The organism is Streptomyces sp. NPDC002785 (genome assembly GCF_040295565.1).
In the GTDB taxonomy this organism is placed as follows: Bacteria; Actinomycetota; Actinomycetes; order Streptomycetales; family Streptomycetaceae; genus Streptomyces.
In genome coordinates this window covers 21,960-44,228 of the sequence record NZ_JBEOVN010000019.1, presented here as the reverse complement: position 1 = coordinate 44,228, position 22,269 = coordinate 21,960, and the positions used below count along the sequence as shown (strand labels likewise).

The 22,269-nt window shown below is 72.1% G+C and carries 16 protein-coding genes, 2 pseudogenes and 1 riboswitch; of the genes and pseudogenes, 15 read left to right on the top strand and 3 right to left on the bottom strand.

Annotated features, from left to right (window positions below):
- Nucleotides 1-87: 87 nt before the first annotated feature.
- Nucleotides 88-1,215 (bottom strand): alpha/beta hydrolase, encoded by a 1,128-nt coding sequence (locus ABTZ94_RS08050; protein WP_351198668.1) that lies wholly within the window; start codon nucleotides 1,213-1,215, stop codon nucleotides 88-90.
- Between the two features lie 125 nt (nucleotides 1,216-1,340).
- On the bottom strand, nucleotides 1,341-2,000 hold the full coding sequence (locus ABTZ94_RS08045) for a class II aldolase/adducin family protein (protein WP_351198666.1): 660 nt from the start codon (nucleotides 1,998-2,000) through the stop codon (nucleotides 1,341-1,343).
- A 329-nt stretch (nucleotides 2,001-2,329) separates the two neighbouring features.
- Here ABTZ94_RS08045 and ABTZ94_RS08040 point away from each other — a divergent pair, with 329 nt between their 5' ends.
- The 9 genes from ABTZ94_RS08040 to cobI all read left to right on the top strand — a co-directional run bounded on the left by ABTZ94_RS08040 (nucleotide 2,330) and on the right by cobI (nucleotide 15,470).
- The gene (locus ABTZ94_RS08040) at nucleotides 2,330-3,598 is read left to right on the top strand and encodes an inorganic phosphate transporter (protein WP_351198664.1); all 1,269 of its coding nucleotides are present in this window, start codon (nucleotides 2,330-2,332) and stop codon (nucleotides 3,596-3,598) included.
- Between the two features lie 35 nt (nucleotides 3,599-3,633).
- Nucleotides 3,634-3,864 carry a hypothetical protein gene (locus ABTZ94_RS08035; RefSeq protein ID WP_351198662.1) on the top strand — a complete coding sequence of 77 codons (231 nt, stop codon included), beginning with the start codon at nucleotides 3,634-3,636 and terminating at the stop codon, nucleotides 3,862-3,864.
- A gap of 170 nt (nucleotides 3,865-4,034) precedes the next feature.
- Nucleotides 4,035-4,165: riboswitch (cobalamin riboswitch) on the top strand.
- 144 nt (nucleotides 4,166-4,309) lie between these two features.
- Entirely contained in the window at nucleotides 4,310-5,323 is a 1,014-nt protein-coding gene (locus ABTZ94_RS08030) for a cobalamin biosynthesis protein (protein WP_351198660.1), read from the top strand.
- Entirely contained in the window at nucleotides 5,320-6,879 is a 1,560-nt protein-coding gene (locus tag ABTZ94_RS08025; protein WP_351198658.1) for a cobyric acid synthase, read from the top strand. Before ABTZ94_RS08030 ends, ABTZ94_RS08025 begins: the two co-directional genes overlap by 4 nt.
- A gap of 8 nt (nucleotides 6,880-6,887) precedes the next feature.
- Nucleotides 6,888-10,538 (top strand): cobaltochelatase subunit CobN, encoded by a 3,651-nt coding sequence (gene cobN, locus ABTZ94_RS08020; RefSeq protein WP_351198705.1) that lies wholly within the window; start codon nucleotides 6,888-6,890, stop codon nucleotides 10,536-10,538.
- Between the two features lie 169 nt (nucleotides 10,539-10,707).
- Complete coding sequence (locus ABTZ94_RS08015; protein WP_351198656.1) at nucleotides 10,708-12,726, top strand: putative cobaltochelatase; 2,019 nt, start codon at nucleotides 10,708-10,710, stop codon at nucleotides 12,724-12,726.
- Entirely contained in the window at nucleotides 12,726-13,325 is a 600-nt protein-coding gene (gene cobO, locus ABTZ94_RS08010; protein WP_351198654.1) for a cob(I)yrinic acid a,c-diamide adenosyltransferase, read from the top strand. Before ABTZ94_RS08015 ends, cobO begins: the two co-directional genes overlap by 1 nt.
- Nucleotides 13,288-14,727 (top strand): cobyrinic acid a,c-diamide synthase CobB, encoded by a 1,440-nt coding sequence (locus tag ABTZ94_RS08005; RefSeq protein WP_502967205.1) that lies wholly within the window; start codon nucleotides 13,288-13,290, stop codon nucleotides 14,725-14,727. Before cobO ends, ABTZ94_RS08005 begins: the two co-directional genes overlap by 38 nt.
- Nucleotides 14,724-15,470, top strand: a complete 747-nt coding sequence (gene cobI, locus ABTZ94_RS08000) for a precorrin-2 C(20)-methyltransferase (protein WP_351198650.1) — start codon at nucleotides 14,724-14,726, stop codon at nucleotides 15,468-15,470. Before ABTZ94_RS08005 ends, cobI begins: the two co-directional genes overlap by 4 nt.
- 49 nt (nucleotides 15,471-15,519) lie before the next feature.
- Here cobI and ABTZ94_RS07995 read toward each other — a convergent pair.
- Nucleotides 15,520-15,739 (bottom strand): annotated as a pseudogene (locus ABTZ94_RS07995) (ZIP family metal transporter); the annotation flags it as partial.
- A 50-nt stretch (nucleotides 15,740-15,789) separates the two neighbouring features.
- On the opposite strand from ABTZ94_RS07995, the gene cobM reads away from it, so the two are divergent.
- From cobM to cobC, 6 genes and pseudogenes are all read left to right on the top strand, one after another.
- Nucleotides 15,790-16,638, top strand: a complete 849-nt coding sequence (cobM, locus tag ABTZ94_RS07990) for a precorrin-4 C(11)-methyltransferase (protein ID WP_351198648.1) — start codon at nucleotides 15,790-15,792, stop codon at nucleotides 16,636-16,638.
- Nucleotides 16,635-17,891 (top strand): precorrin-6y C5,15-methyltransferase (decarboxylating) subunit CbiE, encoded by a 1,257-nt coding sequence (cbiE, locus tag ABTZ94_RS07985; RefSeq protein WP_351198646.1) that lies wholly within the window; start codon nucleotides 16,635-16,637, stop codon nucleotides 17,889-17,891. Before cobM ends, cbiE begins: the two co-directional genes overlap by 4 nt.
- Entirely contained in the window at nucleotides 17,888-19,630 is a 1,743-nt protein-coding gene (gene cobJ, locus ABTZ94_RS07980) for a precorrin-3B C(17)-methyltransferase (RefSeq protein ID WP_351198644.1), read from the top strand. The genes cbiE and cobJ overlap by 4 nt, the downstream gene beginning before the upstream one ends.
- Nucleotides 19,627-20,235, top strand: coding sequence for a precorrin-8X methylmutase (locus ABTZ94_RS07975; protein WP_351198642.1), 609 nt, complete (start codon nucleotides 19,627-19,629; stop codon nucleotides 20,233-20,235). Before cobJ ends, ABTZ94_RS07975 begins: the two co-directional genes overlap by 4 nt.
- Nucleotides 20,232-21,140, top strand: coding sequence for a sirohydrochlorin chelatase (locus tag ABTZ94_RS07970; protein WP_351198640.1), 909 nt, complete (start codon nucleotides 20,232-20,234; stop codon nucleotides 21,138-21,140). The genes ABTZ94_RS07975 and ABTZ94_RS07970 overlap by 4 nt, the downstream gene beginning before the upstream one ends.
- Nucleotides 21,115-22,218: pseudogene (gene cobC, locus ABTZ94_RS07965) on the top strand (Rv2231c family histidinol phosphate aminotransferase CobC); the annotation flags it as partial. The gene ABTZ94_RS07970 and the pseudogene cobC, both read left to right, overlap by 26 nt.
- Nucleotides 22,219-22,269: the final 51 nt, after the last annotated feature.

Below are 22,269 nucleotides of genomic sequence, written 5' to 3'. Positions count from 1 at the left end.
CCCGAAAGCCCAAACGGAACCCGAATTCGCGGTGGAAGGGGGTGGCGGGCGGGGTCCGGCACCAATCGGCCGATCCCTCGCATCGGGTCACATCAGAGGCGTGAGGAAGCGGCGCAGGGCCTCTTCGTAGTGGACCGGGTCGGCATTCCACATCGCCGCATGCGGAGCCTGCGGTACGGCGCGCAGGGCGACCAGGTCCGGGCGGCGGGCTGCGAGATCGCGGGACGGCTGCCAGGGGGCCAGGGTGTCGTCCGGGCCGTGGAAGATCAGGGTCGGGACATGCAGTGCCGGTGCGAAGGAGCTGTCCAGGAGCCCGGCGCCGCGCAGCCCGGTCTGTCCCTGGGCGGCGCGGACGGCGAGCGGCAGCAATGCGGTCGGGACACCGCGGGCGAGGGCCAGGGCGCGCAGCGTGGTGACCCAGTCCAGGACCGGGGAGTCGAGGACGAGACCGCAGATCCGGCCGCGGAGCGCGGAGTTGACGGCCGCGTGCAGCGCCATCGAGGCACCGGTGGACCAGCCGTGCAGGACGAGCTGCTCGGCTCCGTACCGCACGGCGAAGCGGATCGCCGCGTCCAGGTCGCGCCATTCGGATTCGCCGAGGTGGGTGAGGCCGTCCGGAGAACGCGGCGCTCCGGCATCGCCGCGGTAGGCCAGGTCGAGCACGGGCAGGCGCAGATCGTGCAGGAACTCCATGACGTTCATGGGGTGTTCCCAGGTGGTGCCGAGGCCGTGCACGGTGATCACCCAGGTGTCACGGGCGCCGGGCAGGAACCAGGCGGGCAGGGTGCCGAGTTCGCCGGGGATCTCGACTTCCCTGTGCTCGAGGCCGAGGGCCGAGGAGGGGTCGCCGCTGTGCAGCTGTGGGGTGATCCGGACCTTGGCGCCGGTTTCCAGGCTGCCGCGGTTGACGCGTTCCAGTCTGCGGACGACGGTGTCGGGGGCGTGGTGGGCGTGTTCCATCACCGGGCCGACGACGGCGTGGACGTCGTCTGCCACCAGTCCGTATGTACCGGGCCGCAGGGCGGCGAAGGAGCGGGTCAGGGTGACCTGCCCGGCCGCCGTGGCGTGCACGGTGATCCCGCGGTCGGTGGGGAGTGGTCGTCCGGACGGCGCTCCGAGGGCGGCGTCGCTGGCGTACCGGCCGGCCGCGACCGCTGCCGCACCGACGCCGAGGATCGTGGTGACGGCTGCTGCCGTGACTGTTGCCGGGCGCACTGCTCCAGTGTCGTGGGGTCCGCCACACCCGGCCAGCCGACGGGGGCCGTCCGGTGTGCCCCGGCGGGGGCGGGACGGGCAGATGGGACGGGACAGCCGGACAGCGGGGACAGGCAGGGGTCGGGTCAACCCGGTTGTCCGTATCCCTTCAGTGCCTCCTGTACGTCGCGCAGCTGGGCCGGGGAGAGCAGGTTCGGGGTGTGTCCGGGGACGGAGCTCGCGGCGAGCCAGAGCCGGCAGAGCCATTCCAGCTGGGCGGTCCTGTCGTACGCCTCGTCCAGGGTCGCTCCGTAGGTCACGGTTCCGTGGTTCTGGAGCAGGCAGCCCGTACGGCCCCTCAGGGCGGCGAGCATGTTCTCGGCCAGCTCCTCGGTCCCGTAGCGGGCATAGGCCGCGACCCGGACGGGGCCCCCGAGCATGGCGGCGGCGTAGTGGACCGAAGGGACCTCGGGAACCAGGGTGGAGACGGCCGTGGCGTGCACCGCGTGGGTGTGCACGACGGCGGCAGCGTCGCTGTTCCGGTAGACCGCGAGATGGAGCGGGAGTTCGCTGGTCGGGGCCAGTTCGCCGAGAACGCGGTTGCCTTCCAGATCGACGCCGACGGCGTCCTCGGGGCGAAGCCGGTCGTACGGCACTCCGCTCGGCGTGACCAGGACCGTCCCGCCGACCCGTGCCGACACATTTCCCGAGGTCCCGACGACGAGGCCGTCCGCCGCCGTCCTGCGGGCGGTGGCGACGACACCGCCCCACGCACGTTCGATCGCGTCCCGCTGCTGATCGCTCATACGGAGATCCTGCCAGCCCGGGTGGCGAACAGACATGCGATCGGCCGGATAAGACCGGCCGGCGAATGGGGGGTAGAAGAAGGAGTGGGGCCGGGTGCGTGTGGCGGAGCCATGGTGATTGACGACACGCGGCAGAGGTGCGTGCCCAGCCCCGCGACACCGCCCCCACCCGAATCGGCCATGCGCCCGGCCCACACCGCCCCACGAAGGGCAAACGGAACGGCCCGACTCCGGTTGGAGTCACCACAGCGCCCCGCTCAGTTCACCTTCCGTTCATCCAGGTTGCCTACGGTCCACATGCCAATGACGTCGAACGATTGCCTGGGTAAATGGAACACATCACGCTGCTGCTCGCGATTGTGATCGTGACAGCTCTAGTGTTCGATTTCACGAACGGTTTCCACGACACCGCCAACGCGATGGCGACCACCATCTCGACCGGCGCACTCAAACCGAAGACAGCGGTGGCCATGTCCGCCGTTCTCAACCTCGTCGGCGCGTTCCTGTCGGTGGAGGTCGCCAAGACGATCTCCGGCGGGATCATCAACGAGAACGGGCTGCGGACAGAAGTCATCTTCGCGGCACTCGTCGGCGCCATCCTGTGGAATCTGCTGACCTGGCTGGTCGGACTGCCGTCCAGCTCCTCGCACGCCCTGTTCGGCGGCCTGATCGGCGCCGCCGTGATGTCGGCCGGCTGGTCGTCGGTCAACGGCGGCACCGTCGTCACCAAGGTGCTGCTCCCCGCGGTCGCCGCCCCGATCGTCGCCGGTCTGGCCGCGCTGCTGGCCACCAGGCTGACGTACCGGATCGGCGGGAAGATCCGCAACGACGCACAGGAGAAGGCCACCGCCAAGGGCTACCGCGCCGGTCAGATCGCCTCGGCCGGACTGGTCTCCCTCGCCCACGGCACCAACGACGCGCAGAAGACCATGGGCATCATCACCCTGGCCCTGGTCACCGGTGGCGTCCTGCACCCCGGCTCCAACCCGCCGGTCTGGGTCATCGTCTGTGCCGGTACGGCCATCGCACTCGGCACCTACCTGGGCGGCTGGCGCATCATCCGCACCATGGGCAGCGGCCTCACCGACCTCAAGCCGCCGCAGGGCTTCGCCGCCCAGACCAGTGCGGCCACGGTCATCCTGGCCTCCTCGCACCTCGGCTTCTCCCTCTCCACCACCCAGTCCTGCTCCGGCGCTGTGATGGGCGCGGGCCTCGGCCGCCAGGGCGGCGTGGTCCGCTGGTCCACCGCCACCCGGATGTTCGTCGCCTGGGGACTGACCCTGCCGGCCGCGGGCCTGGTGGGCGCGGGCGCGGAACTCCTCACCAAGCAGGGCACCTGGGGTGTCGTTGTCGTCGCGGCGCTGCTGGTCGTGGGCTCCGGGGCGATCTGGCTGGTGTCGCGCCGCAAGCCGGTCGGCCACAGCGATGTCGCGCCGACGCCCGAGCCCGCAGGCGTCGTCACCACGGCCATCGCCGCCGTCAGCCCGCCGCTCACCGCGGCCCAGGCAGCGGCCCAGGCAGCGGCCCAGGAACTCAAGACCACCATTCCGGCCCCGGCCGGAACCACCCAGGAGCCGGCGCGACCCGCCACCGTCTAGGTCAGCCGCCTAGGCCGGCCGTCTAAGGATTCAGCATGAAAATCGACTGGGCAGCCCTCGGCTCCGTCTTCGGCGTCTCCCTCGTCGTCACCGTCGCGCTGGTGGGTCTCTTCACCCTGGGCATCGTCGGTCTCTCCAAGCAGCCCGAACCGGCGGCGCAGGGCGGCTCCGGCGGCTCGCTGCTGCTGGCCCGCGCCGGTGCGTACGTCTGTTTCGCGCTGTGCGCTGCGGCGGTCGCGTACGGGATCTATCTGATCGTCGCCTGAGCCCTCCTCCGCGCACTCCCGCAACGGGCCGGACACCTCGCGTGTCCGGCCCGTTGTGGCGTGCCCGGCCCGATGTGGGGCTCAGCACACTGCCCCGTCGCAGGTCAACGGCAGGTTGACGGGCGTTCGCGGAGCGTGGTGGACTGCCGGAGCCAATTACGGCGACAGCAGAGGAAGCCGGTGCGAATCCGGCGCGGTCCCGCCACTGTCACCGGGGAGCAGTCCCCCACACCGGAAGTCACGGCACGCGCGAGCGGGTTGGAAGGCCGGGGGAACTGCGGATCCGGGAGCCAGGAGACTCTCGTCGCCGGTCACGTCGAACCAGGGCGCGGACCCTGAGTGAGGACATATCGCCATGCCTGGCTGCCGTGCGTCCATTGCTGTGGCGCTCTCGACGAGAGCCGCCTGTACGAAGATCCTTCGAGGCGTAACGGCCGGTTGAGCCGTGCGTGCCGACCGCGTTTTCGCGTACGGCGCCACGGCCGGTCTGATCGGCGATCTGCTGCTCGGTGACCCCCGCAGGGGACATCCGGTCGCCGCCTTCGGGCGGGCCGCAGCAGGCGTCGAGCGCCGTCTCTGGCGCGACCACCGAGGGTGGGGCGCGCTGCACACGCTCGTCTGCGCCGGAGGCGCCGCGGGTGGTGCCGCGCTGATCACCCGTGCCGTACGCAGCCACCCCGCCGTCTCCGTCGCACTGACCGCGGCCACCACCTGGTCCGTCGTCGGCGGTACGTCCCTGGGGCGTGAGGCCCGGACCATCGGCGCCGCCCTGGCAGCCGGAGACATCGATTCGGCCCGCGAGCGGCTGCCGCATCTGTGCGGGCGCGACCCGCAGTCCCTCGACGGACCGCAGATCGCCCGCGCCGTGGTGGAGTCCGTGGCCGAGAACACCTCGGACGCCGTGGTCGGCGCCCTGGTGTGGGGCGCGCTGGCCGGCGTGCCCGGGCTCGTCGCCTTCCGGGCCGCGAACACCCTCGACGCCATGGTCGGCCACAAGTCGCCCCGCCACCGGCGCTACGGCTGGGCCTCGGCCCGCCTCGACGACCTCGCGGGCTGGCCGGGTGCCCGGCTCACAGCCCTGCTCGCCGTGGCCGCCGGGGGGCGGCCACTTGGAGCGGTACGGGCGTGGCGGGCCGACGCGGCCAAGCACCCGAGCCCCAACGCGGGCCCGGTGGAGGCCTCGTTCGCGGGTGCGCTCGGCGTACGGCTCGGCGGGACCCTCGCGTACGGCGGCCGGGTCGAACACCGCCCCGTCCTCAACGGGGAGACGGGCCGGGCGGTGGAGACCGAGGACATCGAACGCGCGGTACGGCTCTCGCGCCGGGTGAGTGCGCTGGCTCTCGGCATGTGTGTGGCGGGACGCCTGGGTGCGGGCCTCGTCGCACGACGGATCGCAGGACGTCGGTCCGCAGGACTGCAGGTCGCAGGAGATCGGATCGCAGGACGGAGAAGCACATGAGCGGCGGGCTGCTGGTCGCCGGAACCACCTCGGACGCGGGCAAGAGCGTCGTCACGGCAGGCATCTGCCGCTGGCTCGTGCGCCGGGGCGTGAAGGTGGCGCCCTTCAAGGCGCAGAACATGTCGCTGAACTCGTTCGTCACCCGCGAGGGCGCCGAGATCGGGCGCGCCCAGGCCATGCAGGCCCAGGCCGCCCGGGTGGAGCCGACCGCGCTGATGAACCCGGTCCTGCTCAAACCCGGCAGCGACCGCTCCAGCCAGGTCGTCCTGATGGGCAGACCGGTGGGCGAGATGAGCGCGCGCGGCTACCACGGAGGCAGGCAGGAGGCGCTTCTCGGCACGGTCGTGGACTGCCTGGAGCGGCTTCGGGACACGTATGACGCAGTGATCTGCGAGGGGGCGGGCAGTCCGGCCGAGATCAATCTGCGGCGCACGGACATCGTGAACATGGGCATCGCACGGGCGGCACGCTTCCCGGTGGTGGTCGTCGGCGACATCGACCGCGGTGGCGTCTTCGCCTCGTTCTTCGGTACGACGGCACTGCTCGACGCCGAGGACCAGTCGCTGATCGCCGGCTACCTCGTCAACAAGTTCCGCGGCGATGTGTCGCTGCTGGAGCCGGGTCTGGAGATGCTGCGCGGGATCACCGGGCGGCAGACGTACGGGGTGCTCCCCTTCGCCCACGGCCTCGGGATCGACGAGGAGGACGGTCTGAGGCCCGCTTTCAAGAACAGCACAGCGCTGCGCGGAGCCGTGCGCGAATCGGTCCTCGCGCCACCGCACGGCGACGACGTGATGCGCGTCGCGGTGTGCGCCGTACCCCTGATGTCGAACTTCACCGATATGGACGCACTGGCCGCCGAACCGGGCGTCGTCGTCCGCTTCGTGGACCGCGCCGAGGAACTGGCCGACGCCGACCTCGTCATCGTGCCGGGCACCCGCGGCACCGTGAAGGCACTGGCCTGGATGCGCGAGCGCGGCCTCGCCGACGCCCTGGTACGGCGCGCCGCCGAGGGCCGGCCGGTCCTCGGCATCTGTGGCGGCTTCCAGATCCTCGGCGAACACATCGAGGACGAGGTCGAGTCGAGGGCCGGGCACGTCGACGGCCTCGGCCTGCTGCCCGTACGCATCCGCTTCGACCACGAGAAGACCCTCGCCCGCCCCGTCGGCGAGGCGCTCGGCGCCGCTGTCGAGGGGTACGAGATCCATCACGGCGTCGCAGACGTACGCGGCGGGGAAGGGTTCATCTCCGACGGCCGAGGGCGCAGCCTGGACGGCTGCCGGGTCGGCGCCGTGTGGGGCACCCACTGGCACGGCTCGCTGGAGAGCGACGAATTCCGCCGCCGTTTCCTGGCCGAGGTCGCGCGGGCGGCCGGCCGGCGTTTCGTCCCCGCTCCCGACACCGACTTCGCCGCGCTGCGCGAGGAACAGCTCGACCGCCTCGGCGACCTCATCGAAGAACACGCGGACACCGACGCACTGCTGCGGCTCATCGAGTCGGGCGCACCGTCAGGACTTCCCTTCATCGCCCCCGGAGCACCTGGAGCACGCGCATGAACGCCCCTATGAGCACTGTGCTGTTGCTGTCGACCGCCGACACGGACCTCCTCGCCGCGCGCGCCTCCGGCGCGCCGTACCGGATCGGCAACCCCACCCGCGTCGACGCCCACGAGGAACTCCCCGCGCTGATCGAGGGCTCCTGCGTCGCCGTCGTCCGTCTCCTCGGCGGCAAGCGGGCCTGGGAGGACGGGCTGGCCGTCCTCAAGGCGTCCGGCATCCCGACCGTGCTGCTGGGCGGCGAGGCCGTGCCGGACGCGGAGCTGATGGCCGAGTCGTCCGTGCCCGCCGGTGTTGTCGCCGAGGCGCTGCGCTACCTCGTGGAGGGCGGCCCCGGAAACCTCGTCGAACTGGCCCGCTTCCTCTCCGACACCGTCCTGCTGACCGGCCACGGCTTCGCCGAGCCGCAGAAGATGCCCGAGTGGGGTCTGCACGGCAGCCGCGAGTTCGTCGAGGGCCGCCCGACCGTCGGCGTGCTCTTCTACAGGGCGCACCAGCTGTCCGGGAACAGCTCGTTCGTGGACGTACTCTGCGACGCCGTCGAGGCCCGTGGCGCCAACGCGCTGCCCGTGTACTGCGGTTCGCTGCGCGGCGCGGACGCCGGTCTCTACGAACTGCTCGGCAGGGCCGACACCCTGGTCGCCACCGTACTCGCGGCAGGCGGCACCCGTGCGTCGGACGCCTCCGCCGGCGGCGACGACGAGGCCTGGGACATCGGCGCGCTCGCCGATCTGAACGTCCCTGTGCTGCAGGGCCTGTGCCTGACCTCCGCGCGCGCGGCGTGGGACGCGTCGGACGCCGCGCTCTCCCCCATGGATGCCGCGATGCAGGTCGCGATTCCCGAGTTCGACGGCCGCCTGATCACCGTCCCGTTCTCCTTCAAGGAGCAGGGCCCCGACGACGTACCGGTGTACCGCGCCGACCCCGAACGGGCCGCACGCGTCGCCGGAATCGCGGTGCGCCACGCCGCTCTCAAGCACAAGACGAACGCCGAGAAGAAGCTCGCCCTCGTCTTCACCGCCTACCCGACCAAGCACTCGCGCGTCGGCAACGCCGTCGGCCTGGACACGCCCGCATCCGCGGTACGGGTCCTGGACGCCCTGCGCGACGCCGGCTACGGAGTCGACGGGCACCCCGACAACGGTGACGAGCTCATCCACCGTCTCATCAACGCCGGTGGCCACGACGTGGAGTGGCTGACCGAGGAGCAGCTCGCGGCAGCCCCCGCGCGTGTGCCGCTCGCCGATTACCGGGCCTGGTTCGACAAGCTGGAGCCGGGACTGCGCGACTCGATGCTGGAGCACTGGGGCGAGCCGCCGGGTTCGCTGTACGTGGACGGGGACGAAATCGTCCTCGCCTCGCTCCGGTTCGGCAATGTGGTGGTGCTGATCCAGCCGCCGCGCGGCTTCGGCGAGAACCCGATCGCGATCTACCACGACCCGGACATGCCGCCGTCCCACCACTACATGGCGACGTACCGCTGGCTGGAGAACTCTTTCGGCGCGGATGCCGTCGTCCACATGGGCAAGCACGGCACGATGGAGTGGCTGCCGGGCAAGGGCCTCGGCCTCTCCGCCGGTTGCGGCCCCGATGCCGTTCTCGGCGAACTGCCGCTGATCTACCCGTTCATCGTCAACGACCCGGGCGAGGGCACCCAGGCCAAGCGACGTGGGCACGCCACGGTGGTGGACCATCTGGTGCCGCCGATGGCGCGCGCCGACACCTACGGCGACCTGGCCAAGCTGGAGCAGCTGCTCGACGAGTACGCGCTGGTCAGCGATCTCGACCCGACGAAGGCTCCGTCGGTGCGGGCGCAGATCTGGACGCTGGTGAAGGCCGCCGAGCTGCATCACGACCTCCATGTCGACGAACAGCCCGGCGACGACGACTTCGATTCGTTCGTCATGCACATCGACGGCTACCTCTGCGAGATCAAGGACGTCCAGATCCGGGACGGCCTGCACATCCTGGGCGGCGGTCCGGTCGACGAGGCACGGGTCAATCTGGTGCTGGCCGTGCTGCGCGCCTCCCAGGTGTGGGGCGGAACAGCGAACGCGCTCCCGGGGCTGCGTGCGTCGATCGCCGAGCACTTCGGGCTCAGCGAGAAGGAGCTGCTGGCCGAGCCGGGCGCCGCGGTGAAGGTTCCGGTCGAGCTGACCGAACTGGTCGACGGCCCGGCGCGCACCGGTGCGGACGCGATCGACCTGCTGGAGCGGCTGTGCCGCCGCCTCGCGGAGGGCATGGAGGAGCGCGGCTGGGACATCGCGGCTGCGGCGGGGCTGGTCCAGGACGTGCTGGGCTTCGAACTCCCGGATGCGGTGGCCGTGCTGGGCTTCGCGTGCGAGGAGGTCGTGCCGCGCCTTGCCCGGACGACGGACGAGATCGATCACATTCTGCGGGCGCTGGACGGCGGTTTCGTGCCGGCCGGCCCGTCGGGCTCGCCCACGCGCGGGCTCGTCAATGTGCTGCCGACCGGGCGCAACTTCTACTCGGTGGACCCGAAGGCGATTCCGTCCCGGCTGTCGTGGGAGGTCGGGCAGTCGCTCGCCGACTCCCTGATCGCCCGGTATCTCGCCGACACGGGCGACTACCCGAAGTCGGTCGGCCTGACCGTGTGGGGCACCTCCGCCATGCGCACCCAGGGCGACGACATCGCGGAGATCCTGGCGCTGCTCGGCTGCCGGCCGGTGTGGGACGACGCGTCGCGGCGGGTGACCGGGTTCGAGATCGTGCCGCTGAGCGAGTTGGGGCGGCCACGGATCGACGTGACGGTCAGGATTTCCGGATTCTTCCGGGACGCGTTCCCGCATGTGGTGGGGCTGATCGACGACGCGGTACGGACGGTCGCGGAGCTGGACGAGCCCGCCGACGCCAACTACGTACGGGCGCACGCCGATGAGGACACCGCCGAGCACGGCGACCGTCGTCGGGCCACGGCACGCATCTTCGGGTCCAAGCCGGGGGCGTACGGTGCGGGACTGCTGCCGCTGATCGACGCGCGGAACTGGCGGTCGGACGCGGATCTGGCCGAGGTGTACGCGGTCTGGGGCGGTTACGCGTACGGGCGCGGGCTCGACGGGCGGGCGGCGCGCGGGGACATGGAGACGGCGTTCCGGCGGATCGCGGTGGCGGCGAAGAACGTCGACACCAGGGAACACGATCTGGTCGACGCCGACGACTACTTCCAGTACCACGGCGGCATGGTCGCCATGGTGCGCCATCTGACCGGCGAGTCGCCCGAGGCGTACGTCGGCGACAGCGCCACGCCGGACCAGGTGAAGACGCGGACGCTGGGCGAGGAGACGCACCGGGTGTTCCGGGCGCGGGTGGTGAATCCGCGGTGGATGGCTGCCATGCGGCGCCACGGGTACAAGGGCGCCTTCGAGATGGCCGCGACCGTGGACTACCTCTTCGGCTACGACGCCACGGCGGGGGTCGTCGACGACTGGATGTACGAGCGGCTTGCATCGGAGTACGTGTTCTCGCCGGAGAACCGGGACTTTATGACGCGGTCCAATCCGTGGGCGCTGAGGGGCGTCACCGAGCGGCTGCTGGAAGCGGCGGACCGCGGGCTGTGGGCGGAGCCGGACCAGGAGACTCTGGACCGGCTCCGGGCGACCTACCTCGAACTTGAGGGAGATCTGGAGGGGGACGCGTGAGCGCATCGGAAATCCCCGCGTGCGCGGGGAGCAAGCAGGCGTCGTCCACGACTGGATGTACGAGAACGGGCCATCCCCGCGCACGCGGGGAGCACACCTCGGCCATGGCCTGGCTTCGGCCAGAGTGTGCCCCGCTCTGCGCCACCTCACCCGAAGGAGTGATCACTGCATGAGCACGCCTTACCCTTTCACCGCCATCGTCGGGCAGGACGATCTCCGGCTCGGACTGCTGCTCAACGCCGTCTCGCCCGCCGTCGGCGGCGTGCTGGTACGCGGCGAGAAGGGCACCGCCAAGTCCACCGCCGTGCGTGCGCTCGCCGCGCTCATGCCGGAGGTTCCCGTCGTAGCCGGGTGCCGGTTCTCGTGCGACCCGGCGTTGCCCGATCCGGCGTGTCCCGATGGCCCGCACGAGGCTGGGACCGGCGTGTCGCGGGATGCGCGGATGGTGGAGCTGCCCGTCGGTGCGTCCGAGGACCGGCTCGTCGGGGCGCTCGACATCGAGCGGGCGCTCGCCGAGGGCGTGAAGGCCTTCGAACCTGGGCTGCTCGCCGATGCGCATCGCGGGATTCTGTACGTCGACGAGGTCAACCTGCTCCACGACCACCTCGTGGACCTGCTACTGGACGCGGCTGCCATGGGTGCGTCGTACGTGGAGCGCGAAGGCGTCTCCGTACGGCATGCCGCGCGCTTCCTGCTCGTGGGGACGATGAACCCCGAAGAGGGGGAACTGCGACCGCAGTTGCTCGACCGATTCGGGCTGACCGTCGAGGTCGCCGCGTCCCGCGAGACCGATCAGCGGGTCGAGGTCGTGCGGCGACGCCTCGCGTACGACGACGATCCGGCGGGGTTCGCCGCCACGTGGGCCGGTGAGGAAGGCGCGTTGCGCGCCCGGATCGTCGCCGCGCGGGCCCTGCTCCCCGAAGTGCGCCTCGGAGACGGGGCGTTGCGGCAGATCGCGGCGACCTGCGCCGCGTTCGAGGTCGACGGGATGCGTGCCGACATCGTGATGGCGCGGACGGCCACCGCGCTGGCCGCCTGGGCGGGCCGTACGGATGTACTGGCCGAGGACGTGCGGCAGGCCGCCCTGCTCGCGCTCCCCCACCGGCGTCGGCGCAACCCCTTCGACGCGCCGGGCCTGGACGAGGACAAGCTCGACGACACGCTGGAGCAGAACAGCGGCGAGGACGACGACCCGGACCCGGACGGCCCCGGTGGCGGCGGCCGTCCCCCGCGGGGCGACGGACCCGACACGCCGCCGCGGCCCGAGGACGAGGCCGGCGACACGCCCGCGCAGTCCGTTCCCGAGCAGGGACAGGAGCAGGGACAGGGGCGGTCCTCCGGGGCCGGTGAACAGCAGCCCGTGCGCGCCACCGAGCCGTTCCGCACGAAGATGCTGAGCGTGCCCGGTCTGGGCGAGGGCGCGGCGGGGCGGCGGTCCCGGGCGCGTACCGAGCACGGGCGTACGACCGGTGCGCGGCGCCCGCAGGGCGCCCTGACCAAGCTGCACCTGGCCGCGACCGTGCAGGCCGCCGCGCCGCATCAGCGGGCGCGGGGCCGGTCGGGGCGGGGGCTGGTGGTCCGGCGGGACGATCTGCGGCAGGCCACGCGGGAGGGGCGCGAGGGAAACCTCGTTCTCTTCGTGGTGGATGCCTCCGGATCGATGGCTGCCCAACAGCGGATGAGTGCCGTGAAGGGTGCGGTCCTTTCGCTGCTGCTGGACGCGTATCAGCGGCGGGACAAGGTCGGGCTGATCACCTTCCGGGGCAAGGATGCCGAGGTGGTGCTGCCCCCGACGTCGTCGGTGGACGCCGCGGCGGCGCGGCTGGAGATGTTGCCGACCGGTGGGCGTACCCCCGTCGCGGCCGGGCTGTTGAAGGCCCATGAGGTGCTGCGGGTGGAGCGGCTGCGTGATCCGTCGCGGCGGCCGTTGCTGGTCCTGGTGACCGACGGACGGGCGACCGGGGGGCCCGAGCCGGTGGCGCTGGCGTCGCGGGCGGCGCGGCTGCACGAGGTCGAAGGCACCGCGTCCGTCGTCGTGGACTGCGAGTCGGGGCCCGTACGGCTCGGACTTGCGGGAAGCCTCGCGCGCGATCTCGGGGGCAGTGCCGTCACGCTCGACGAACTGCGGGCCGACTCGATCGCCGGGCTCGTCAAGGACGTTCAGGCAAGCAGCAGGAGGGCCGCGTAATGCCGCAGGGACAGCCGACCACCGTGCCGGACGACGGGCTCACCACCCGCCAGCGCCGCAACCGCCCCCTGCTGGTGGTGCACACCGGCATCGGAAAGGGAAAGTCGACGGCGGCCTTCGGGCTCGCGCTGCGCGCCTGGAATCAGGGGTGGCCGATCGGGGTCTTCCAGTTCGTCAAGTCGGCGAAGTGGAAGGTCGGCGAGGAGAACGCGCTGAAGGTCCTCGGGGCGAGCGGTGAGGGCGGGTCCGTCGCCTGGCACAAGATGGGCGAGGGCTGGTCGTGGGTGCAGCGCGACAAGCAGCTGAACAACGAGGAGGCGGCGCGCGAGGGCTGGGAACAGGTCAAGCGCGACCTGGCTGCCGAGACGTACCGGCTGTACGTCCTCGACGAGTTCGCGTACCCGATGCACTGGGGCTGGGTCGACACCGACGAGGTGATCGAGGTGCTGCGCAGTCGTCCCGGTACGCAGCATGTGGTCATCACGGGGCGCAACGCGCCCGAGAAGCTGGTGGAGGCCGCCGATCTGGTGACCGACATGTCGAAGGTCAAGCACCCGATGGATGCCGGTCAGAAGGGTCAGCGGGGCATCGAATGGTGAGGGGCCTGCGGTGTACGTTCCGCGTCTGGTGATTGCCGCGCCCTCGTCGGGCAGCGGCAAGACCACCGTTGCCACGGGGCTGATGGCGGCCTTCGCGGGGCGGGGTCTCACCGTGTCCGCGCACAAGGTCGGGCCCGACTACATCGATCCCGGCTATCACACGCTGGCCACGGGGCGGCCGGGGCGCAATCTCGACGCGTACATGTGCGGCCTGGAGCTGGTCGCTCCGCTGTTCGCGCACGGTGCGCTCGGCTGCGATCTGGCGGTCGTCGAGGGTGTGATGGGGCTGTACGACGGGGCGTCGGGACAGGGGGAGCTGGCGTCGACCGCGCAGGTCGCGAAGGCGCTGCGGGCGCCCGTGGTGCTGGTCGTCGACGCGTCGTCGCAGTCACGGTCCGTGGCCGCGCTGGTGCACGGCTTCGCCTCGTGGGATCCACAGGTGCGGATCGGCGGAGTGATCCTGAACAAGGTCGGCTCGCAGCGGCACGAGGTGCTGTTGCGGGAGGCGTTGGACGAGTCGGGTGTGCCGGTGCTGGGGGTGTTGCGGCGGGCCGAGCAGGTGGCTGTGCCGTCGCGGCATCTGGGACTGGTGCCGGTGGCCGAGCGGCGGGGCGACGCGGTGGACGCTGTCGCGGCGATGGCGGACCAGGTGCGGGCGGGGTGTGACCTGGACGCGCTCATGGCGTTGGCGCGGTCGGCGCCCGCGGTGCCGGGTGAGGTGTGGGATGCGGTGGGGGCGGTGGTCGGCGCCCGCGGTGGGTCGGTTCCGCTGCCCGCCCCAGGAGTGAGAGCGCAGGCGGGGCTGAAGAGGGTCGCCGTTGCGGCCGGGGCCGCGTTCACCTTTTCCTACGCCGAGCACACCGAACTGCTTGCCGCCGCCGGGGCCGAAGTCGTGCCGTTCGATCCGTTGCGGGACGAGGCGTTGCCCGAGGGGACGCGGGGGCTGGTCATCGGTGGGGGCTTTCCGGAGGTGTACGCCTGCGAGCTGTCCGCCAACGCGGCGCTGCGCAGGGCCGTCGTCGAACTGGTGGAGTCCGGGGCTCCGGTGGCTGCCGAGTGTGCGGGGCTGCTGTATCTGGCGCGTTCGCTCGACGGGCTGCCGATGTGCGGGGTCCTCGATGCCGAGGGGCAGATGTCCGGGCAGCTGACGCTCGGATACCGGGAGGCAGTGGCGGTCTCCGACAGTGTGCTGGCGGCGCCCGGGACTCGGGTGCGCGGGCACGAGTTCCACCGGACCGTGCTGCGGCCCGGCGCCGGGGCCGAACCGGCGTGGGGCCTGCACCAGCCGGAGCGGCGCGTGGAGGGGTTCGTACAGCGGGGCGTGCACGCGAGTTATCTGCATACGCACTGGGCTTCGGCGCCCGGTATGGCCCGCCGATTCGTTGAGAGGTGCAAGGGATGAACCACGGTCACGGTACGAGCAGGCTGGTCGGCGTCGGTGTCGGGCCCGGTGACCCGGAGCTGGTGACCGTCAAGGGCGTGAACGCGCTGCGTGATGCCGCGGTCGTCGTCGTGCCGGTGATGGACACCGGTGAGCGGGGGCGGGCCGAGGCGACCGTGCTGCACTACGTGGCGGCCGACAAGGTCGTACGTGTGGTGTTCGCGCTGAACGAGCGGACGGACCGGGCGCGTCGGGAGGCGGCGTGGGACGCCGCGGGTGAGCGGGTCGCGGAGCTGCTGCGTGCGCATGGTTCGGTGGCGTTCGCGACGATCGGCGACCCCAATGTGTACTCGACGTTCACGTATCTCGCGCACACGATAGGTGAGCTGCTGCCGGGTACGGCCGTGAAGACCGTGCCGGGGATCACGGCGATGCAGGATCTGGCCGCGCGCAGCGGTGCGGTGCTGACGGAGGGCACGGAGCCGTTGACGCTGGTGCCGGTGACCGCCGGGGCCGCGGTACTCAAGGAGGCCCTGGAAGGTCCCGGCACGGTCGTCGCGTACAAGTTCGGGCGGCTGGCCGCGGAGGTGGCCACGGCGCTGCGTGAGACGGGGCGCACCGAGGACGCGGTGTGGGGTTCGGCACTCGGGCTGCCCGAGGAGTCGATCCGGCCGGCGGCGGAGCTGGCCGAGGGGCCGTTGCCGTATCTGTCGACGCTGATCGCGCCCGCACCGCGCGACGGCGGGCGGGGCGGGAAGTTGTGAGGCGCCCGGGTGCGGCGCGGTGGTCGGTCCGCGACGCCCACCACCAGCCGTCCGCGATGCCCACCACCAGCCGGATGAAGCCCACCCCGGCCGCCGTGCGCAGCAGCGCGGAGCGTGCCGGGTGTGCGTGGAGTGCCTCGGGGAGGATCTCGGCGGCGGCCGGTTGGAGCAGTGCGCCGCCGAAGAAGCCGAGGTAGCAGCCGAGGAGTTCCTCCGGAAGGGGTGAACAGCAGCGTCGTCGCCGCGCCCACGAGCGGCGCCAGGGCGTCCACCTCACCCCTCTGTCCTGTTTTCCCCCTTTTCGAAAGGACCCTGTCCCATGTCCGAAGCAGTCGACGCAGCCGGCGCGGTCGCCGCGCCCACCCACGGCCGAGTGACGTTCGTCGGTGCCGGCCCGGGCGCCGCCGATCTGCTGACCTTCCGGGCGGCGCGGGCCATCGCGGATGCCGACATCGTTATCTGGGCGGCGAGCCTGGTGCAGCCGGAGATCCTGGAGCATGCCCGGGAGGGCGCGGAGATCCTCGACTCGGCGCAGATGTCGCTGGAGCAGGTCGTCGGCGTGTACGAACGTGCGGCAGCCGAGGGGTTGAAGGTGGCCCGTATCCACTCCGGCGACCCGGCACTGTGGGGCGGCACGCAGGAGCAGGTCGACCGGTGTGCCGGGCTGGGGGTCGCGGTCGAGATCGTGCCGGGGGTGTCGTCGTTCTCGGCCGTCGCCGCGATCGCACAGCGGGAGCTGACGATTCCGGAGGTCGCACAGTCCGTGATCCTGACGCGTCTGGGTGGCGGCAAGACGCCGATGCCGCCGGGCGAGGAGGTACGGGAATTCGCGCGTCACGGCACGACGATGGCGCTGTTCCTCTCGGCGGCCCGGTCCGGGCAGCTCACCCAGGAGCTGCTGGAGGGCGGCTATCCGACATCGACGCCGGTCGTGATCGCGTACCAGGCGACCTGGCCGCAGGAGCTGATCCTGCACTGCACGATCGAGACCCTGGAGGAGACGGTCAAGGAGCACAAGCTCTGGAAGCACACCCTCTTCCTGGTCGGCCCGGCGCTTTCGGCTTCGGGGACGCGTTCGCACCTCTACCACCCGGGGCACTTCCACGGTTTCCGCAAGGCCGACAAGGCGGCGCGGGCCGAGCTGCGCGCCCAGCGGTCCGGCTCATGATCCGAGTCTTCGGTACGGGGACGGGCGCGCCGCTCGGTCCCGATGCCCAGGACGCGCTGGCCGTGGCCACGTTGGTGGTCGGCGCCCGGCGTCATCTGGAGGCCGCGAGGCTGCCGGAGCAGGTCGAGCGCATCGTGCTCGGTCCTCTGGCGCCCGCACTCGACCGGATCGCGGAGCATGCGCACGGCGTCGGGGCGCGGGTGGTCGTGCTGGCCTCCGGCGATCCCGGATTCTTCGGGATCGTACGGGTGCTGGCTGAGCGTTTCGGGGCGAGTGCGCTCGATGTGCGGCCGGGTTCGCCGTCCGTCGCGGTCGCGTTCGCCCGGCTCGGGCTGGCGTGGGACGACGCGGTCGTGGTCAGTGCGCACGGCCGCGACCCGCGGACCGCGGTGAACGTATGTCTGGCGCACCCGAAAGTGGCCGTCCTGACCGGGCCCGGCGCCGGGCCCGGTCAGCTGGCGGCCGGGCTGGTGCACGGAGCCGGGGGGCGCACCCTGGTCGTGGCGACGGCTCTCGGCGATCCGGAGCGGGAGCACGTCGAGCGGCTGACTCCGGCCGATGCGGCGGCCCGCGACTGGCCGGATCCGGTGAGTGTGGTGCTGTGTCTGGACGAGTCCCGGGTGCTCTCCCCGGTACGCACCGTCGCGGGAGCGCCCGCCGGGCCCGGCCGGTGGGCGCTGGACGAGGCGGAGTTCGAGCACCGCGATTCGATGATCACCAAGTTCGAGGTGCGAGCGCTTGCGCTGGCCCGGCTGGGGCCGCGCACCGGTGACCTGGTGTGGGACATCGGTGCGGGTTCGGGTTCGGTCGCGGTGGAGTGCGCGCGGCTCGGCGCGGCCGTCGTCGCCGTGGAGAAGACCTCGGACGGGGTCGAGCGGATCAGGGCGAACGCGGTCGCGCACGCGGTGTGCGTCCGTGCGGTGCACGGCTGCGCACCCGCTGTGCTCGACGGACTGGGCGACCCGGACGCGGTGTTCATCGGGGGCGGCGGGCGTGAGCTGCCCGCCATCGTGACGGCGTGCGCCCGGCGGGCGCGGCGCTCGGTGGTGGTGGCGCTGGCCGCGCTGGACCGGGTGCCGGAGGTCCGCGCGGCGCTGGCCGGTGCCGGACTCGTGCCGGAGGGCGTACTGCTGCAGTCCTCCCGGCTGGCGCCGCTGCCCGGTGAGGTGACGCGGCTCGCCGCGACCAACCCGGTCTTTCTGCTGTGGGGCACCCGCCCCGCGGTCCGTGCAAGTGAAGGAGCAACCCAGTGATCGGCCTGATCTCCGCCACGGCGGCGGGCACCGTCGCCCGCGACCGGCTGGCCGCGGCCTGGCCAGGCCGCACCGTGGTCTACGAGGGACCGGTGCGTGAGGCCGTGCAGCGGGCGTTCGCCGAGTGCGAGCAGCTGGTGTGTTTCCTGGCGACGGGGGCCGTGGTGCGGCTGCTCGCGCCGCTGCTTTCGGGCAAGTCCTCGGACCCGGGTGTGGTCTGTGTCGACGAGGCGGGGCGCCATGCGGTGGCGCTGCTCGGCGGGCACGGCGGCGGGGCGAACGCCCTGGCCGGGGCGGTCGGTGACGTGCTGGGCGCGACGCCGGTCGTGACGACGGCGACGGACGCGGCGGGAGTACCGGGGCTGGACATGCTGGGCCTCCCCGTGGAGGGCGACGTGGCGGGGGTGTCGCGCGCGATGCTCGACGGGGCGCGGGTGGAGCTGCGGGCGGATGCGGTGTGGCCGTTGCCCCCGTTGCCGCCGAATGTGTCCCCCGGTGCCGAGGGCCTGGCTGTGCTGCATGTCGGCGACCGGATCATCGAACTCGGGGCGCGGGCGGCCGTGTTGCGACCCGCGTCGCTCGCTGTCGGGGTCGGCGCGTCCAAGGGCGCGCCGGTCGAGGAGATCGTCGGGCTGATCCAGGACACCCTGCGCGAGGCCGGGCTGTCGCCGCTGAGCATCGCGGAGTTGGTGACGGTCGACGCCAAGGCGGACGAGCCGGGAATCGTCGCCGCGGCCTCGCAGCTCGGCGTACGGCTGCGGACGTACGCCGCCGACGAGTTGGCCCGTATCGAGGTGCCCAATCCGTCGGGCGCGCCGCTCGCCGCCGTCGGAACGCCCTCCGTCGCGGAGGCCGCCGCGCTCGCCGAGGGGGGCGAACTCCTTGTGCCGAAGCGGAAGTCGAGGGGGTGGCCCCCCTCCGGCCCCGAGGGGCGGGCCGCGATGGCCACGTGTGCGGTGGTGCGCCGCAGCCCGCGTGGGCGCCTGGCCGTCGTCGGTCTCGGCCCGGGTGCGCGCGATCTGCTGACCCCGCGCGCCCGCGAGGAGCTGCGGCGGGCCTCGGTGCTGGTCGGGCTCGATCAGTACGTCGACCAGATCAGGGACCTGCTGCGGCCCGGCACCACAATCCTGGAGTCGGGGCTCGGCGCCGAGGAGGCGCGGGCTCGTACGGCGGTCGCCGAGGCGCGCAAGGGGCATGCGGTGGCGCTGATCGGCAGCGGTGACGCGGGCGTGTACGCGATGGCGTCGCCCGCGCTCGCCGAGGCCGGCGCCGATATCGATGTGGTGGGTGTGCCGGGTGTGACGGCCGCGCTGGCGGCTGCCGCGATCCTGGGCGCCCCGCTGGGCCACGACCATGTGTCGATCAGCCTCTCCGATCTGCACACGCCGTGGGAGATCATCGAGCGTCGGGTACGGGCCGCGGCCGAGGCCGACATCATCGTGACGTTCTACAACCCGCGCAGCCGGGGCCGCGACTGGCAGCTCCCGAAGGCCCTCTCGATCCTGTCCGAGCACCGGGAGGCGGCGACACCGGTCGGTGTCGTACGCAATGCCTCGCGCCCGGACGAGAGCAGCCGGGTGACCTCGCTCGCCGGTCTGGACCCGGCGACGGTGGACATGATGACGGTCGTGACGGTCGGCAACACGGCCACCAGGGAGATCGCGGGCCGCATGGTGACACCGCGCGGCTACCGCTGGCAGTCGGCCACCACGGCCCCTGCGCGGGAGGGAGCCGAATGAACCGGCCCTGGGAGAGAACCGTTCACCCCATCGAGCAGGAGTCGTTCCGGCGGCTGCGCACCCGCCTGGACACCTCGCGCTTCGCACCGCTGACCCGGGCCGTCGTGGAGCGGGTCATTCACTCGGCGGCGGACCTGGAGTACGCGACGGACCTGGTCTGCGACGAGGAGTCGCTCGTCGTCGCGCATGCGGCGCTGCACGCCGGTGTGCCGGTCGTCACCGATGTGGAGATGGTCGCGGCGGGCATCACCCGTCGCGAGACCGTGTGCCGTCTGAAGGAGGCCAGGTCCGGCCTGGGGCTGACCCGTTCTGCACATGCGATCCGGCTCGCGTACGAGCAGGTCGGGCCCGGTGCGATCTGGGTGATCGGCAATGCGCCGACCGCGCTGGAGGAACTGCTCGTCCTCGATGCCGCGCCCGTGCTCGTCATCGGGCTGCCGGTCGGTTTCGTCGGCGCGACCGAGTCGAAGGCGGCGCTGCGCGAGAGCGGTCTGCCCGCCGTGAGCAATGTGTCCGAGAAGGGCGGCTCGGCCGTCGCCGCCGCGGCTCTCAATGCCCTGCTGTACCACCCCGTACCCACCACGAACACCGAGGAGAACCTGTGACCACCCCGTCCACCCAGCCCGCACTGCTCATCGCCGGCCACGGCACCAGGGACGAGGGCGGGGCCGCGGCGTTCCGTGACTTCGTGACCGAGCTGGGCAGGCGCCACTCCGAACTGCCCGTCGCGGGCGGCTTCATCGAGCTGTCCCCGCCGCCGCTCGGCGACGCCGTGACCGAGCTGGTGGAGCGCGGCGTCGAGCGCTTCGCCGCCGTGCCGCTGATGCTGGTGTCGGCCGGGCATGCCAAGGGGGACATTCCGGCGGCGCTGGCCCGTGAGAAGGAGCGCCACCCCGGCATCTCGTACACCTATGGCCGTCCGCTCGGCCCGCACCCGGCGCTGCTGAAGGTGCTGGAGCGCCGGGTCGACGCGGTGCTGGGCGACACCGACCGGTCCGAGGTGACGGTGCTACTGGTCGGGCGCGGTTCGACCGACCCGGACGCCAACGCCGAGGTGTACAAGGCGGCGCGGCTGTTCTGGGAGGGCCGTGGTTACGCGGGGGTGGAGACGGCGTTCGTCTCGCTCGCGGCGCCGAACGTACCGTCCGGTCTCGACCGTTGCGTGAAGCTGGGTGCCGGGCGCATAGTCGTTCTGCCGTACTTCCTCTTCACCGGCATCCTGCCGGACCGGGTGCGTCATCAGACCGAGGAGTGGGCCGCCGCCCACCCGGAGCTCGATGTCCGCTCGGCCGAGGTCATCGGTGCGGCCGAGGAACTGTACGACCTGGTCATGGAGCGCTACCGGGAGGCCGTCAAGGGCGATCTGCGGATGAACTGCGACTCATGCGTGTACCGGATCTCGCTGCCGGGCTTCGAGGACAAGGTGGGGCTGCCACAGCAGCCGCACTTCCACCCGGACGACGACGGCCATCACCACCACCCCCATGGCGGTCATGCACACTCCCACTGAAAGACCCGCTGCGACAGGCGCGGGCACGCACGATCTGCGGCACCACGGTGACGCGGAAGTACGGGGACGGGGCCGGGATCTGACCGATCTCGCCGTCAACGTACGGGCCGATACGCCCCCGGCCTGGCTGAAGGCGCGGATAGCCGCGTCGCTGGGCATGCTCGCCGCCTACCCGGACGGCCGTCCGGCGCGGGCGGCGGTCGCGGTCCGGCACGGGCTGCCGGTGGAGCGCGTGCTGCTGACGGCGGGTGCGGCGGAGGCGTTCGTGCTGATCGCACGGGCGCTGCCGGCCTGCCGTCCGGTCGTGATCCATCCGCAGTTCACCGAGCCCGAGTCGGCGCTCCGTGCGGCCGGGCACGAGGTGCGCAGGGTGCTGCTGTCGGCCGAGGACGGTTTCCGGCTGGACCCGGCGGCCGTGCCCGAGGACGCGGATCTGGTGGTGGTCGGCAATCCGACCAACCCCACGTCGGTCCTGCATCCGGTGGCCGCGCTGGAGAAACTGGCGCGCCCCGGGCGGACATTGGTGGTCGACGAGGCGTTCATGGACGCGGTGCCGGGCGAGCGCGAGGCGCTGTGCGGGCGTACGGACATCCCGGGGCTCGTCGTGCTGCGCAGCCTCACCAAGACCTGGGGGCTCGCGGGGCTGCGGATCGGTTACGTACTGGCCGCCCCGGAGACGATCCGCGCGCTGGAGGAGGCGCAGCCACTGTGGCCGGTGTCGTCCCCGGCGCTGGCGGCGGCCGAGGCGTGCATGGAGCCGCGGGCCCTGGCGGAGGCGGCTGCCGCGGCGGAGCGGATCGCGGTGGACCGGGCCCATCTGGTCGCGGGGCTCAGGGAGTTCACCGAAGTGCGGGTGGCGGAACCGGCCGAGGGATCGTTCGTCCTGGTGCGACTGGAGGGGGCCATCGAGGTACGGGAGCGGTTGCGGGTTCTGGGGTTCGCGGTGCGGCGTGGAGATACGTTTCCGGGGCTCGGTCCGCAGTGGCTGCGGCTGGCGGTACGCGACCGTGCGACGACCAACCGCTTCCTGCAGGCGCTCGATCAGGCGCTGCAGACGCTGACCGCGGTCACACGCTGACGGGACGGCCGCGCTCCGTCCCACGCGGACGGAGGGCGGCGTTCCTCACGC

Excerpts from the sequence above, each read along its gene's own strand:
- ABTZ94_RS08015 (WP_351198656.1), top strand. The coding sequence starts at position 10,708 with ATGAGCACGCCTTACCCTTTCACCGCCATCGTCGGGCAGGACGATCTC.
- cobN (WP_351198705.1), top strand. The coding sequence starts at position 6,888 with ATGAGCACTGTGCTGTTGCTGTCGACCGCCGACACGGACCTCCTCGCC.
- ABTZ94_RS08045 (WP_351198666.1), bottom strand. The coding sequence starts at position 2,000 with ATGAGCGATCAGCAGCGGGACGCGATCGAACGTGCGTGGGGCGGTGTC.
- ABTZ94_RS08035 (WP_351198662.1), top strand. The coding sequence starts at position 3,634 with ATGAAAATCGACTGGGCAGCCCTCGGCTCCGTCTTCGGCGTCTCCCTC.
- cobO (WP_351198654.1), top strand. The coding sequence starts at position 12,726 with ATGCCGCAGGGACAGCCGACCACCGTGCCGGACGACGGGCTCACCACC.
- ABTZ94_RS08025 (WP_351198658.1), top strand. The coding sequence starts at position 5,320 with ATGAGCGGCGGGCTGCTGGTCGCCGGAACCACCTCGGACGCGGGCAAG.
- cobI (WP_351198650.1), top strand. The coding sequence starts at position 14,724 with ATGAACCACGGTCACGGTACGAGCAGGCTGGTCGGCGTCGGTGTCGGG.
- cbiE (WP_351198646.1), top strand. The coding sequence starts at position 16,635 with ATGATCCGAGTCTTCGGTACGGGGACGGGCGCGCCGCTCGGTCCCGAT.
- ABTZ94_RS08040 (WP_351198664.1), top strand. The coding sequence starts at position 2,330 with ATGGAACACATCACGCTGCTGCTCGCGATTGTGATCGTGACAGCTCTA.
- ABTZ94_RS07975 (WP_351198642.1), top strand. The coding sequence starts at position 19,627 with ATGAACCGGCCCTGGGAGAGAACCGTTCACCCCATCGAGCAGGAGTCG.
- ABTZ94_RS08005 (WP_502967205.1), top strand. The coding sequence starts at position 13,288 with ATGCCGGTCAGAAGGGTCAGCGGGGCATCGAATGGTGAGGGGCCTGCG.
- cobM (WP_351198648.1), top strand. The coding sequence starts at position 15,790 with ATGTCCGAAGCAGTCGACGCAGCCGGCGCGGTCGCCGCGCCCACCCAC.